The 12,701-nt window shown below is 50.6% G+C and carries 14 protein-coding genes; 12 read left to right on the top strand and 2 right to left on the bottom strand.

All coding sequences use genetic code 11. The features are described from left to right. The 8 genes from fkpB (at nucleotide 1) to CK910_RS01545 (ending at nucleotide 7,795) form a co-directional block, all read left to right on the top strand. Nucleotides 1-453 (top strand): FKBP-type peptidyl-prolyl cis-trans isomerase, encoded by a 453-nt coding sequence (gene fkpB, locus CK910_RS01580; protein ID WP_216640194.1) that lies wholly within the window; start codon nucleotides 1-3, stop codon nucleotides 451-453. Next, the gene (gene ispH / locus CK910_RS01575; RefSeq protein ID WP_098980779.1) at nucleotides 453-1,388 is read left to right on the top strand and encodes a 4-hydroxy-3-methylbut-2-enyl diphosphate reductase; all 936 of its coding nucleotides are present in this window, start codon (nucleotides 453-455) and stop codon (nucleotides 1,386-1,388) included. The genes fkpB and ispH overlap by 1 nt, the downstream gene beginning before the upstream one ends. Nucleotides 1,389-1,498: 110 nt before the next feature. Next, entirely contained in the window at nucleotides 1,499-1,906 is a 408-nt protein-coding gene (gene tppA, locus CK910_RS01570) for a type IVa pilus pseudopilin TppA (RefSeq protein WP_098980778.1), read from the top strand. A 3-nt stretch (nucleotides 1,907-1,909) separates the two neighbouring features. Then, nucleotides 1,910-2,482, top strand: coding sequence for a type IV pilus modification protein PilV (pilV, locus tag CK910_RS01565; protein WP_290021784.1), 573 nt, complete (start codon nucleotides 1,910-1,912; stop codon nucleotides 2,480-2,482). After that, entirely contained in the window at nucleotides 2,479-3,471 is a 993-nt protein-coding gene (locus tag CK910_RS01560) for a PilW family protein (RefSeq protein ID WP_098980777.1), read from the top strand. Before pilV ends, CK910_RS01560 begins: the two co-directional genes overlap by 4 nt. Further along, nucleotides 3,468-3,902: a pilus assembly PilX family protein gene (locus tag CK910_RS01555; RefSeq protein ID WP_098980776.1), complete on the top strand. Its 435-nt coding sequence runs from the start codon at nucleotides 3,468-3,470 to the stop codon at nucleotides 3,900-3,902. The genes CK910_RS01560 and CK910_RS01555 overlap by 4 nt, the downstream gene beginning before the upstream one ends. 12 nt (nucleotides 3,903-3,914) lie before the next feature. Then, on the top strand, nucleotides 3,915-7,517 hold the full coding sequence (locus tag CK910_RS01550; RefSeq protein ID WP_098980775.1) for a pilus assembly protein: 3,603 nt from the start codon (nucleotides 3,915-3,917) through the stop codon (nucleotides 7,515-7,517). Beyond that, nucleotides 7,517-7,795, top strand: coding sequence for a TapY2 family type IVa secretion system protein (locus tag CK910_RS01545; protein ID WP_098980774.1), 279 nt, complete (start codon nucleotides 7,517-7,519; stop codon nucleotides 7,793-7,795). The genes CK910_RS01550 and CK910_RS01545 overlap by 1 nt, the downstream gene beginning before the upstream one ends. A gap of 3 nt (nucleotides 7,796-7,798) precedes the next feature. Here CK910_RS01545 and CK910_RS01540 read toward each other — a convergent pair whose 3' ends face one another. Further along, the gene (locus CK910_RS01540; protein ID WP_253852790.1) at nucleotides 7,799-8,320 is read right to left on the bottom strand and encodes a GspH/FimT family pseudopilin; all 522 of its coding nucleotides are present in this window, start codon (nucleotides 8,318-8,320) and stop codon (nucleotides 7,799-7,801) included. 121 nt (nucleotides 8,321-8,441) lie between these two features. Between CK910_RS01540 and CK910_RS01535 the strand changes: the two genes are divergently transcribed. The 4 genes from CK910_RS01535 to luxS all read left to right on the top strand — a co-directional run bounded on the left by CK910_RS01535 (nucleotide 8,442) and on the right by luxS (nucleotide 11,595). Next, nucleotides 8,442-10,064 (top strand): NAD+ synthase, encoded by a 1,623-nt coding sequence (locus tag CK910_RS01535; RefSeq protein WP_098980772.1) that lies wholly within the window; start codon nucleotides 8,442-8,444, stop codon nucleotides 10,062-10,064. Between the two features lie 9 nt (nucleotides 10,065-10,073). After that, nucleotides 10,074-10,412, top strand: a complete 339-nt coding sequence (gene glnB, locus CK910_RS01530; RefSeq protein WP_005308848.1) for a nitrogen regulatory protein P-II — start codon at nucleotides 10,074-10,076, stop codon at nucleotides 10,410-10,412. Between the two features lie 61 nt (nucleotides 10,413-10,473). Further along, nucleotides 10,474-11,067 carry a transglycosylase SLT domain-containing protein gene (locus CK910_RS01525; protein ID WP_276203889.1) on the top strand — a complete coding sequence of 198 codons (594 nt, stop codon included), beginning with the start codon at nucleotides 10,474-10,476 and terminating at the stop codon, nucleotides 11,065-11,067. A gap of 18 nt (nucleotides 11,068-11,085) precedes the next feature. After that, nucleotides 11,086-11,595, top strand: a complete 510-nt coding sequence (gene luxS / locus CK910_RS01520; RefSeq protein ID WP_042869168.1) for an S-ribosylhomocysteine lyase — start codon at nucleotides 11,086-11,088, stop codon at nucleotides 11,593-11,595. Nucleotides 11,596-11,657: 62 nt separating this feature from the next. Here luxS and CK910_RS01515 read toward each other — a convergent pair whose 3' ends face one another. Further along, nucleotides 11,658-12,680, bottom strand: a complete 1,023-nt coding sequence (locus CK910_RS01515; protein ID WP_172955203.1) for a GGDEF domain-containing protein — start codon at nucleotides 12,678-12,680, stop codon at nucleotides 11,658-11,660. Nucleotides 12,681-12,701: the final 21 nt, after the last annotated feature.

The raw sequence follows: 12,701 nt of genomic DNA, 5'->3' as shown, positions 1-12,701 counted from the left end.
ATCGCCGCCGAAATTACGGCCAACAGCAGCGTGCTGTTCCACTTCGCCATCAAGCTGGAAGATGGCTCGGTTGCAGACAGCACTGCGCTGCACGGCAAACCGGCCCGCCTGCGGATGGGCGATGGCAGCCTGACCAACACCTTCGAGCAGTGCCTGCTGGGTCTGCAACAGGGTGATGCCAAGAGCTTCACGCTGGCGCCGGAGCAGGCGTTCGGCCTCGCCAATCCCGACAACATCTACCATCTGGACCGAGCCAAGTTCGGCGCCGAGGTGGAGCCCAAGGTCGGCACCATCATACTGTTCGACCAGCCCAATGGCAGCGAGCTGCCCGGCATCATACGGGCGGTGGAAGGCATGTCGGTGACGGTCGATTTCAACCACCCCCTGGCCGGTCATACCGTCACCTTCGAGGTGGAGATCCTGGGCGTTGATGACGAGGAAGAGGTTCACTGATGGATATTCTGCTCGCGAATCCTCGCGGTTTCTGCGCCGGTGTCGATCGCGCCATCAGCATAGTCGAGAGCGCGCTGGAGAAGTTCGGTGCTCCCATCTATGTCCGTCACGAAGTGGTGCACAACCGCTATGTGGTGAACAAGCTGAAAGAGGCGGGCGCCGTGTTCGTCGAGGAGCTGGACGAGGTGCCGGACGACAGTATCGTCATCTTCTCCGCCCACGGCGTGGCCAAGACGGTGCGCGAGATGGCCAAATCCCGTGCCCTCAAGGTGTTTGATGCCACCTGCCCGCTGGTGACCAAGGTACACATGGAAGTCCATCGCGCCAGTCGCAAGGGCTCCGAAGCCGTGCTCATCGGTCACGCGGGTCACCCCGAGGTGATCGGCACCATGGGCCAGTACGAGAACCGCGAAGGCGGCATGTATCTGGTGGAAACGCCGGACGATGTGGCCAAACTCCAGGTGAAGAATCCGGATGATCTCTGCTTCGTCACCCAGACTACCCTGAGTGTGGATGAAACCTCGGATGTGATCGACGCCCTGCGCAAGCAGTTCCCCAAGATCCAGGGGCCACGCAAGGACGATATCTGTTACGCCACCCAGAACCGCCAGGATGCGGTGCGGGAGATGGCGGGGCTGGTGGACGCCATGCTGGTGGTCGGGTCACGCAACTCTTCCAACTCCAACCGTCTGCGCGAGCTGGCCGAGAAGGTGGGGGCTCGTGCCTACCTGATCGACGATGCCTCCATGATCGAAACCGGCTGGCTGGAGGGGGTCGAGCGCATCGGGGTAACGGCTGGCGCCTCGGCACCGGACGTGCTGGTGCAGAACGTTATCGCCCGTCTGCGCGAGCTGGGCGGCAATATGGTTGTCGAGCACCCAGGTCGCGAAGAGAACGTGGTGTTTGAAGTGCCGCCCGAGCTTAGAATTATTTGAGTGCAGCCAGGAAGGCTTAAGAATAAAGTATGATGATATTGACGCCGAGTTTGTCGTGGTGACAGGCTCGGCGTTAAACTTGTAAAGCCGTCAATCACCAAGGATTGGATATGATTGGGTTCTTTCGAGGCTTCTCTCTTGTTGAGCTGATGATTGTCGTCGCTATAGTCGCGATTCTTGGCACCATCGCTTATCCCTCTTATCAGCAGTACCTGCTGACCAGTCACCGTGTTGATGCCAAAAAGATGTTGCTGGACGCTGCCAACCGGCAGGAAACCTACTTTATGGATTTCAACCAGTATGCCTCTTCAGCGGCTGCTCTCAATATTTCTGAGAACTCTGATTCTGGATTTTATCATCTGGTCATTTCTGCAGCCAACAACACTTATACCTTGTCTGCAACGGCCTCTGGCGCTCAGGGCTCAGATCAGGACTGCATCATTTTCTCCATCGATCAGAATGGTACAAAAAGTGCGCAGAACATCAGTAACAGCGCCAACAATGATTGCTGGGACTAGCTTATGATGCCACATATTGCCCCACCCAGAACCGGATTCAGTCTGCTGGAAGTGATGATAGCGGCTGTGGTGCTCTCATTTGGCTTGCTGGGCTTGGTCGCCTTGCAGACTACCTCGAAATTTTCTGGCTATGAGGCTCGACAGAGAACAATAGCCAGTTGGCTAGCCACTGATATCGTAGAACGAGCAAGGATCAATCGTTCCGTCTGGGAGTTGCAGAGTACACAAGCTTGGATGGTAAGTGCAGGATCAGCTATTAATAAACCTAATTGCGGCAATGTGGATGGCACCATGGTTAGTTGTAGTCAAAGCGATCTATTTACCTTAGATATGTTCAATTGGCAGCAATCATTATTGGGTGTCGGTGTATCAGGATCCTCATCTTCAATGCAAAACCCTTTAGGTTGTATTATTCGTGGTAATAATAACGCAATGACCGTGGTATTAACATGGCAAGGCCGAGAGGCATTATCAGATGGTACTTCCGCCATCTCTAACAATATTCGTAATCTATGTGGTTTTGGTAATACCTTGATTCAGTCTCGGCATTATTACATGTTGGAGACCACACTATGAACACCAGAGGATTTACACTCGTTGAATGGTTGATTGCCATGGTTATTGGGATCTTTCTTTTGGGTGGTGTTTTAAGTGTGTTTGTTGCGTCTAGGGCAACGACAGAAGATGTATTCGATCAGAGTGAGCTACAGGAGAATGGCCGTTTAGCTATGCGTCTTGTTACTCAGGACCTTCGTTGGGCTGGTTTTTGGGGGGATTATACTGGCATGCCTATGCAGAGAGATGTCGGTGTCAGTTTGAGCACTGGTGCTGTTGTTTCTACTACCAGTGATTGTATTGATGAGAGAGGGGAGGGAAGTCTTCCTTCTACTGCGACGGTCACTCGTGCACTTTGGGTGGGGCGGGTTGATGCCAGTAAAAGCATGAGTGGTTTTTCATGTATTACCGCAGTCTCACGGATTGCTAATTCAGATGTTATCAGTATCAAACGATTGATCGGTCAACCCTTAGTGAGCGGCTTTGATACCAATAGATTTTACATGGCCACAACGACTCAAGCTGCCTATATATTTCGTGGAAATGAAGTTGCCCCGACGGAAGCTGCAATGCCGACTCGGCAAATATGGGAGTATCAACATTATATTTATTATCTTGCACTTGGTACAACAGGTATTCCAGAGCTACGCAAGAGGATGTTGACTGCAAATGGCGGTTCTGTTTTGATCACGGGGCCAGTGGCAGAAGGTATTGAATATATAGTTGTTTTGTATGGTGTAGACACAACTCTTGTTCAAGATGGTCAGATTGATAAATATGTTGGAACTACCAATGTATCGGCACAAGAATGGAATGAGGGGCGAGTTATCTCTGCCAGAGTATTCATTTTGGTTCGATCTCTACAGGCCTCTAGTAAATATAAAAATAACAATACGTATCAAGTAGGTAATATATCAATCTCTGGGGGGAATGATGGTTTTCGCCGATTACTGTTGGAAAGTAGTGTAGCTATTCGTAATCCGGCGGTGATCGCGGGAGGTGGAAAATGAAGTCTATAGATGGAATTGCATTGATTGTAGCACTGGTTATTTTAGTACCCTTAACACTGATTGCTGTCGTTGTAATGCAATCTAGCGGTATTGATTTGAGAATGGCAGGGGCTTCTGCCAGTTTTCAGAAAGCAGAGCATCAAGTGGAAGGAATAATTGAGAATGCTTTGCAGCAAACTGGTCTATCTACTCGTATTTCAACAATGGGTGCTAGTGCGGCCTTGAGTGTATCTGGCAACAATATTGCTACAACCGTTAATATGACACGACGTGCGGAAACAGTATGCAAGCGTAAATTTAATGCTAGTAGTCAGAATGTGATCCCTTCCTGCCGTTATATTGAGATGCAAGCGGGTGTTAATTATGGAAAGAATGCCCGTCCTTTGAGTTGGATTGCAGGTGTTGAGCAACCATTGCTCAAATCTGAATAAGGAGCATAGGATATGCTTAAACATATATGCACATCATTGTTTTTTTTCCTGATAGCGGTCATACCGGCTATTGCTGCAAATAGTTACTCTGATGATACAGAACTTTTTATCTATGACTTCTCAAAGGCTGGTGATTTTAGGCCAAAGATTCTTATTATTTTTGATAACTCTGGTAGTATGAGTGAAACCATGGAGGTAGTGAAAGAGGAATATAACCCTCTGACAACTTATGCTGCATTAAACCGTGATCCTGATACTGCCAATACTAAAAAATACATATATTACTCTACGGATGGCACTGTCCCTTCTATCACTAGTACGAAACGATTTCCTGATAAAATAAATGCCTGCGCTTCATCAAAAACTCCACTGAGCAATATAGGTTATTTTCAATCTCAGGTTTGGAGTTATTTGTTTTCAAGCTTTAATAATAGTGGTGTGCCACGGCAGGGCTCTTGGGTTTCAGTTTCTCCTTATGTTGAAAGTGAAATGTATTTGGTTGACTGCAAACAAGACATTACAGTTAGAAATACAGCTAACCCATTTACTGGGACTTTACCAGTAGGAAGCGTTACTACTGGCTACCCTATAAATAAAACAGCCAATAATTCAGGCTCTTGGTACTATACAGCCAATGTTGCCAATGCAGCTTCGGGTAGTAATACTAGCGTGACGCTGTACTCTGCTAACTATCTTCGCTGGTATTATGGTCCTACAGGTTATAGCGTTCAGTCCCGCCTAAAAATTGCCAAGGATGCGGTAAAGGGAATCATTTCGTCAACTCCAGGCGTCGATTTTGGATTGGCTGTATATAACTACAATGATAGTAATGGTGGAAAAAATGGTGGGCGTGTAGTTAGACGGATACTGAGTAATGATGAAGATATGGGGGGAGGGGTTACAGCGGAAAAAAATATATTGTCAACAATAGATAGTCTCGGCGCTGAAACAAACACTCCATTATGTGAGACATTATATGAAGCATATCGTTTCTTTGGTGGTCAGAGTGTTTTTTATGGTGATGATGATAGTTCACGTACGCCAGCAAGAGATACCTTAGCTGAAAATCCTGTAGGAACCTATAAGTCACCTTATGACAAGTGCTCTAATAATGGATATGTTATTTATATTACGGATGGTGAACCAACACAAGATACAGCAGCAAATACATTAGTTCAAGGTCTTATTAATACTCTTAGCAGCGATGAAAAAGCGGCTTATGGTACGACGGTTGGTTATGGATCCAGTGGAAGTAAAAGCTATTTAGCTGCTCTTGCCGGGTATATGAAACACAAGGATGTTAATGGTGGTTCGCCAGGAGTACAAACCGTTACTACTTTTACTGTAGGGTTTGGTGATGACGCCGTCAGCGGAGCTGGAAATCTGTTGGCTGAGACTGCCCGACGTGGTGGTGGAACTTATTATCCTGCGACAGATTCAACTGCATTAACTCAGGCTCTCAAATCATCTTTATTAGCGATTTTACGGATTAATACGTCGCTAGTTTCTCCAGCTATTGCAACTAATAACTTTGATCGCACGCGTAGCCTAAACAATATCTACTATGCTATGTTCGAGCCTGATTCAGGCCCGCGTTGGAAAGGTAATCTTAAAAAACTTATATTTTCAAATAAAGGATATGTTGTAGATATCAATGATCTACCTGCAATAAAAACTGATGGGACAATTATTGAGAGTGCTCAAACCTATTGGTCAGATGAACGTGATGGGAATGTTGTGGTTAAGGGGGGGGCGCAAGCTATGCTGGCAGAGAAATCTTCAAGAAATTTATATGTTATCAACAATTCTCAAGTTAGACTGGATGCTCTTAATCGAACTAATCTGGAAAGCATTGCAGGCAATGCCTCTGCACTGAATACTCATCTGCAAGTGGCTGACTCAACAGAGGCAGATACATTGATTAACTGGGCTCGTGGGGTTGATGTTGACGATGAGGATTTCGATACGACGACGACGATTCGCCGTTTTATTCTTGGTGATCCGTTGCACTCTCGGCCACTTGTTATTAACTATGGTCCACCCTCAGGTAATCTAAATGACAGCCCCGATTTGAGAATTCTTATGGGGACTAACGCTGGTTTCTTACATATGTTCAAAGACTCAGGCGTGAGTATTGATGAAAGCTGGGCTGTCATTCCATATGAATTCATGGCAAATCAGCAAGATCTCAGAAAAAATGTGGAATCGTCAAGTCATATCTATGGAGTTGATTCATCACCCGTCGCCTTAATTAAGGATGCGAATAAGAATGGTATTATTAAGTCTTCTGAGGGGGACTTTGCTTGGCTATTTATGGGGTTGCGAGGAGGAGGGAAGAGTTACTACGCTTTCAATATATCAAGCCCAGATGTGCCAGCTTTAAAGTGGAGCATCAATAGTCAGACTACTGGTTTTAGCCAGTTAGGGCAAACTTGGTCGGTACCAGAAGTTGCTTTTGTTCCCGGTATTACTGATCCTGTTCTGATCTTTGCTGGGGGTTATGATATCAACAAAAGTAGTATCGGTTTGGGAGTGAGTGATGGCTCGGGTTCAGGCATATATATGGTAAATGCCAACACTGGATCTTTGATTTTCAGTGTAACTCCTGCTTCGGGCTCCACGACAAATCTGAACATGCCTGCAATGGCAGATAGCATGCCTGGTACTGTCGCTACGTTGGATAGTGATGGTGATGGAAAAATAGATAGAATTTATGCTGGAGATACTGGTGGTAATATCTGGCGGGTAGATCTTCCTTCTGCCAACAAGGCTGACTGGAGTGCTTTCAAGTTTGCTAGCTTAGGTTCTGACTCTGTACAGAGTGCAGATCGCCGGTTTTTCACTCAGCCGGTCATTGTTCGTACCATCAACAAGGAAGTGACACGAACGATAGTAAATGGAATGGATCAGTATACGTATAAGGAACGCCCATTTGATGCCGTACTGATTGGCAGTGGAGATCGTAACAGGCCATCCTCTGAGTCTACTGTTAAGAATGCCTATTTCATGCTGAGAGATTATAATGTTGTGGCCAAAGATTATAAAACTAATACCCCGGCTGCATTAGTTATTTCTGATCTCTATGATGTGACCAATGATCCTTTTGTTGGTACGACTACTGATTCTGAAATATTAAATGTGAGAGCTGCAATAACTGGTAAAAAGGGATGGGTTTACTGGTTAAATGAATCTGGAGAGAAATCCATGGGTGCTGGTGTTGTATTACAAGGGAAGCTTTACTTTACTTCATTCTTACCTCAGGTTCAGTCATTTCAAGAGTGTACGATCCAATCGATAGGTGCTATGCGTCAGTATATGATTGATATGCATTATGGTACTACATTCAGGTATGTTGTCGACCAAGATGGAAATGAAACCCCAGTGCGTTATGTAGAGGTTAACAATAAAGTTGCAGACGACCTTGTTGTTCATGCTGGTGATGATTCCAAAGTGCGTATTATTGGTGGCGCTCCAGGCGAAGAGGTTATCCTCAAAGATGAAGGTAATGGTGAGCCCGAGCGTTGTACCGCAGAGGGGGAATGTTCTCAAGGTGCTGATGAGGCTGAAATGGACATGGCACCCAAGAAAATATATTTATATGAAGGAGTGCAGTAATGAATGCCTTGTATGGATTATTCTTACTTTTTTTATCCTTCTCGGTCATGGCCACTGATATAAAGTGCTATGTAGAATTGGATAATGGACACAAGGTGATTTTGCAGAGTTCTATGGAAGGTAGTAATCAATCGGAGGTTTATAAGCACTTTAAAAAGAAAGGCTTTGAATATAATGGGCAGATAAGTAAGGTAAAGGAGGTCTTGGAATGTGTTGCTGTAAGTAGTCCATTTAGCTTGGATGCGGCATTACACCAAGAAAAAATACAGCCTCGTTAGTGTTCATGGGCATACATTCGCTTGAGGTGAGCTGGAGCTGCGCCCTGATTGGGCGGTGACAAGGTTTATCTGAGGTTGTCCTGTTTCACATAGAGAAAGGGTGGCATTGGTGCCGATGCTAGTGCCATCCAAACTGTAAGTTGTGGAAATTCTGTTTGCTGTCGCAGTGATCCCATCAGTCAACTGCTGGCTACGTGATAGTAGTGTTTCTCCAGAATTAAGTTCATTGTTGTTATTACTGTCGATGAAGACGAGATAGTAGGCCGGATTATTTTGCACACATTTATTTGATGCGTCAGCTAAACAAGCTGTTACAGTTTGTTGATTGTCAATCGCTTGGGAGCGCGCAAATCTCATATGTTTTAACAGCATTTGTGATTGAAATGACAGGCTGTTGCTATTGAGTAGGCTCTTGAGGGAGGGGATACCTATCCCAAGAAGAATAACCAGTAATGAAATCGTGATCATCAGTTCTAGCAGGGTAAATCCGTTATTTTTCATATGAACCTGAATATGTCGTTCCATGACTCTCTACAGCTTATCTCCCCCATGGGCTGCTGTCACACTGAACTCCTGACTTGAACTGGCAGATTGCCCCCCTTTTCTTTATCATTCCCCATCATTTTCGATTTTAAGATGCATCGCCATGGCAAAAGCCCTCTCCCTGATGCTTGCCCAGTTGAATCTGACGGTAGGCGCCATCGAAGATAACTGTGACAAGGTGCTGGCTGCGGCCGCCCAGGCCGAGCAGCAAGGCGCTGATCTGCTGGTGTGTTCCGAGCTGGCCCTGACCGGCTACCCGCCGGAGGATCTGCTGCTGCGTGCCGATCTGATGATCCGGGTCGATGCTGCGCTGGCTCGTATCGCGGCCTGGCAGGGCAACTGTGCCATTCTGGTGGGTCACCCCTGGCGTGAGGGGGCTTCGCTCTATAATGCGGCCTCTCTCTATGAGCAGGGCAAGCTGATCGCCCGTTACTTCAAGCAGGATCTGCCCAACTACGGGGTATTTGACGAGAAACGCTACTTCACCGCAGGCACTGATAGCTGCGTGGTGCCCTTCCGTGGCCATCAGCTGGGATTGCTCATCTGCGAAGACCTGTGGCAACCGGGCCCGGCGCTGGCCGCCAAGGCCGCAGGCGCCGAGCTGCTGCTCACCATCAATGCCTCGCCCTACGATCAGGAGAAACCCTGGATCCGCCATGAGCTGATGACGACCCGCTGTCACCAGACAGGTTTGCCGCTGGTCTATCTCAACCAGGTGTGTGGCCAGGACGAGCTGATCTTCGACGGTTGTTCCAAGGTGTTCGACGGTCGAGGCGAGCTGACACACAAGCTGGCCCCCTTCGCCGAAGAGCTTGCCCTGGTGCGTTTTGCCGCCGGGCAGCCGCTGAAAGAACGGGAGCCTGCCACGTCGCTCGACCCCTTGGCCGAGACCTATCAGGCACTGGTGCTGGCGGTGCGTGATTACATCACCAAAAACGGTTTCCAGGGCGCCGTGCTGGGTCTGTCCGGTGGTATCGATTCCGCCCTGACCCTGGCCATAGCGGCCGACGCCATCGGGGCGGACAAGGTGCAGGCGGTGATGATGCCGTTCCGTTACACGGCCCAGATGAGTGTGGAGGATGCCAAGGAGCAGGCCGAGCGGATGGGTGTCGAGTTCGACATCATCTCCATCGAGCCCATGTTCGAAGGTTTCATGACCCAGCTGGAGCCGCTGTTTGCCGGAACCGCCCGGGATACCACGGAAGAGAACCTGCAGGCTCGCTGTCGCGGCGTGCTCTTGATGGCACTCTCCAACAAGCGCCGGCGCATAGTGCTGACCACCGGCAACAAGAGCGAGATGGCCGTGGGCTATGCCACCCTGTATGGTGACATGGCGGGCGGTTTCGACGTGCTGAAAGATGTGCCCAAGACGCTGGTCTTCAAATTGTGCGAATATCGCAACTCGGTCGATTACGTGATCCCGCAGCGGGTCATCGACCGTCCCCCTTCGGCAGAGCTGGCGCCAGACCAGGTGGATCAGGACAGCCTGCCCCCCTACGACATCCTGGATGCCATCCTCAAGCGCTACGTGGAAGAGGATGCCTCGGTCGCCGATCTGGTGGCAGAGGGATTCGAGGAGGCCGTGGTACGCAAGGTGATCCGCTTGGTGGATCTCAACGAATACAAGCGCCGTCAGGCCGCCGTCGGGCCCCGTATCACGGCCCGCAACTTTGGTAAGGATCGCCGTTACCCCATCACATCCGGGTTTGGCAAACAGAACTGGTAAGGAGTCACCATGAAGAAGATTGAAGCCATCATCAAACCGTTCAAGCTGGACGATGTACGCGAGGCCCTGGCCGAGATCGGCATCAACGGCATGACGGTATCCGAAGTCAAAGGCTTCGGCCGCCAGAAGGGCCATACCGAGCTCTATCGCGGTGCCGAATACATGGTGGATTTCCTGCCGAAGGTAAAGGTGGAGCTGGTGGTGCAGGACGAGGACCTCGATGCCTGCCTGGAAGCCATCCAGAACACAGCCCGCACCGGCAAGATAGGTGACGGCAAGATTTTCGTCTGCGAGGTGGAACGTGTCATTCGTATTCGTACCGGCGAAGAGAACGAAGACGCGATTTGATGTGATGCATGTGCCTCGTAACGCTCAAGAGAACGAAGATGCAACACGGCTGATGTCATGGATGCGCCTCGCTGCGGTGGCCGGCCTGCTGGCTGGCCTGACCGCATGTAGTACCCGGCCGCCGGCCCAGCCGGAAAATCTGTGCCAGATCTTTAGGGAAAAACCCGAGTGGCACAAGGCGGCACTCAAGATGAACGAGAAGTGGGGCACACCGATCCAGGTGGTGATGGCCATGATGTATCAGGAGTCCTCCTTCGTGCATGACGCCCAGCCGCCGATGGGGTACTTCCTCTTCATCCCGACCGGGCGGGCCAGTTCCGCTTATGGTTATGCCCAGGTGAAAGATGAAACCTGGGACGATTACCAGCGGGAAACCGGCAACGGCTGGAGCAGCCGCGACGACTTTGCCGACGCCATCGATTTTATGGGCTGGTACACTAACAAGGCCCAGCGGCTGAACGGCACCTCCAAGTGGGATGCCTATGGCCAGTATCTCAACTATCACGAAGGGTGGGGTGGCTACCGGCGTGGCAGCTACCGCAGCAAGGGGTGGTTGATGAAGACCTCCCGCAAGGTAGAGGCTCGCGCCCAGCGCTACGGCGCCCAGTATCGACAATGCAAGGATCAGCTCTCCAGCGGGGGCTGGTTCTGGTAACCAAATCAGGAGTCAGAAATGCCGTTATTGGACAGTTTTACCGTTGACCACACCCGCATGGAAGCCCCTGCGGTACGCGTGGCCAAGACAATGCAGACCCCGAACAAGGACACCATTACCGTGTTCGATCTGCGTTTCTGCGTGCCGAACCAGGAGATCCTCTCCGAGCGCGGCATCCACACCCTCGAGCACCTGTTTGCCGGTTTCATGCGTGATCACCTGAACGGCAACGGAGTGGAGATCATCGACATCTCCCCCATGGGTTGCCGTACCGGCTTCTACATGAGCCTGATCGGCGCACCGGACGAGGCCCGTGTCGGCGCCGCCTGGCAAGCGGCCATGAGCGACGTGCTGACCGTGCAGGATCAGGCCAAGATCCCCGAGTTGAACGAATACCAGTGTGGCACTTTCAGCATGCACTCGCTGGAAGAGGCCCACGCCATCGCCCGTCACGTGCTGGAGCGCGGCATTGGTGTCAACCATAACGACGAGCTGGCCCTGCCGGAAGAGAAGCTGAAAAGCCTCTAAGTCTGACGTTGCAACGATGAAAAAGGCCGGTCATTGACCGGCCTTTTTGTTGTTTTGAAGGATCAGGAGGGCAGCGGCATAACGCGGTTGCGGCCCAGATCCTTGGCCTTGTAGAGCAGCTTGTCGGTACGTTCGACCAGGGCGTCACCCGTCTCCTGGCCATTGTACTCGCCCACCCCGAACGAGGCCGTGATGTGGTCGATGCGGCGGCCGGACTTGCGATCCAGAATGGACATCTTCTCGATGGCCCGACGCAGACTCTCGGCCATCTGGCGGCTCAAGGCCAGGCTGCGCATAGGCACCAGCAGGGCAAACTCCTCGCCACCGAGCCGGTAGGCGGTGATGCCCTCCTTGCAGGTTTCCCGCAGCCGCTTGCTGAAGGCGCGCAATACCTGATCCCCCAGCAGATGGCCATATTCGTCGTTGAAGTTCTTGAAGCGGTCTATGTCCGACAAAATGAGAGAGAAGGGGCGCTTGCTGCGGATCAGGCCGTCTATCTCCAGATCGAAGGCGCGTCGGTTGAGCAGGGAGGTGAGGGCATCTTCGTTGGCCAGCTTGCGAGTTTCATTCAGCGCCTCGCGCAGCTCCTTGATCTCCTTCTCGGCGCTGCTGAGCTGATTGCGAAAATGCATGGTCGACATGCGAACATCCCGCGACTCGCGTACCAGATCCCGCAGGATACCCATGGTATCCTCCAGGCTCAGCCCCTCATCGTCGATGAGGCTCAGCCGATCGAAGCTCTTGTCGAGCATCTCCTGGAACATGCCGGTGTCGGAGATGGCATCCTGCATGCTATGGCCGAGCTCGTTGGCCATGGCAGCCAGAGTGAGCTTCATCGCCTCCATCTGCTGCTCGTCCTCGGCGGCGAGATGCTGGTGGTAGAGCCGTTCGCAGGTGGTGAGAGAGCAGGTGCCCTGCAGCTTGATGGCCTGATCGATGGCCTGATTGAGCTCGGGCATGCTGGCGGCCACATAGTTATACCAAAGGGTGTAATTATCCGGCGTCGTGGGAATTTGATACTTGATCATCAGGGGAACCGCCTGCTTCAGATAGGCGGCGGATTGGGCGAACGAGTCCTTGCTCATGAGTTCCGTGTCTCATCATGC

It is taken from the genome of Aeromonas sp. CA23, from assembly GCF_002587065.1.
Taxonomy (GTDB): Bacteria; Pseudomonadota; Gammaproteobacteria; order Enterobacterales; family Aeromonadaceae; genus Aeromonas; species Aeromonas bestiarum.
The sequence above is the reverse complement of the archived record's forward strand: the minus strand, read 5'-3'. Positions and strand labels throughout refer to the sequence as shown.

Excerpts from the sequence above, each read along its gene's own strand:
- ispH (WP_098980779.1), top strand. The coding sequence starts at position 453 with ATGGATATTCTGCTCGCGAATCCTCGCGGTTTCTGCGCCGGTGTCGAT.
- tppA (WP_098980778.1), top strand. The coding sequence starts at position 1,499 with ATGATTGGGTTCTTTCGAGGCTTCTCTCTTGTTGAGCTGATGATTGTC.
- pilV (WP_290021784.1), top strand. The coding sequence starts at position 1,910 with ATGATGCCACATATTGCCCCACCCAGAACCGGATTCAGTCTGCTGGAA.
- CK910_RS01560 (WP_098980777.1), top strand. The coding sequence starts at position 2,479 with ATGAACACCAGAGGATTTACACTCGTTGAATGGTTGATTGCCATGGTT.
- CK910_RS01555 (WP_098980776.1), top strand. The coding sequence starts at position 3,468 with ATGAAGTCTATAGATGGAATTGCATTGATTGTAGCACTGGTTATTTTA.
- CK910_RS01550 (WP_098980775.1), top strand. The coding sequence starts at position 3,915 with ATGCTTAAACATATATGCACATCATTGTTTTTTTTCCTGATAGCGGTC.
- CK910_RS01545 (WP_098980774.1), top strand. The coding sequence starts at position 7,517 with ATGAATGCCTTGTATGGATTATTCTTACTTTTTTTATCCTTCTCGGTC.
- CK910_RS01540 (WP_253852790.1), bottom strand. The coding sequence starts at position 8,320 with ATGGAACGACATATTCAGGTTCATATGAAAAATAACGGATTTACCCTG.
- CK910_RS01535 (WP_098980772.1), top strand. The coding sequence starts at position 8,442 with ATGGCAAAAGCCCTCTCCCTGATGCTTGCCCAGTTGAATCTGACGGTA.
- glnB (WP_005308848.1), top strand. The coding sequence starts at position 10,074 with ATGAAGAAGATTGAAGCCATCATCAAACCGTTCAAGCTGGACGATGTA.
- CK910_RS01525 (WP_276203889.1), top strand. The coding sequence starts at position 10,474 with ATGCGCCTCGCTGCGGTGGCCGGCCTGCTGGCTGGCCTGACCGCATGT.
- luxS (WP_042869168.1), top strand. The coding sequence starts at position 11,086 with ATGCCGTTATTGGACAGTTTTACCGTTGACCACACCCGCATGGAAGCC.
- CK910_RS01515 (WP_172955203.1), bottom strand. The coding sequence starts at position 12,680 with ATGAGCAAGGACTCGTTCGCCCAATCCGCCGCCTATCTGAAGCAGGCG.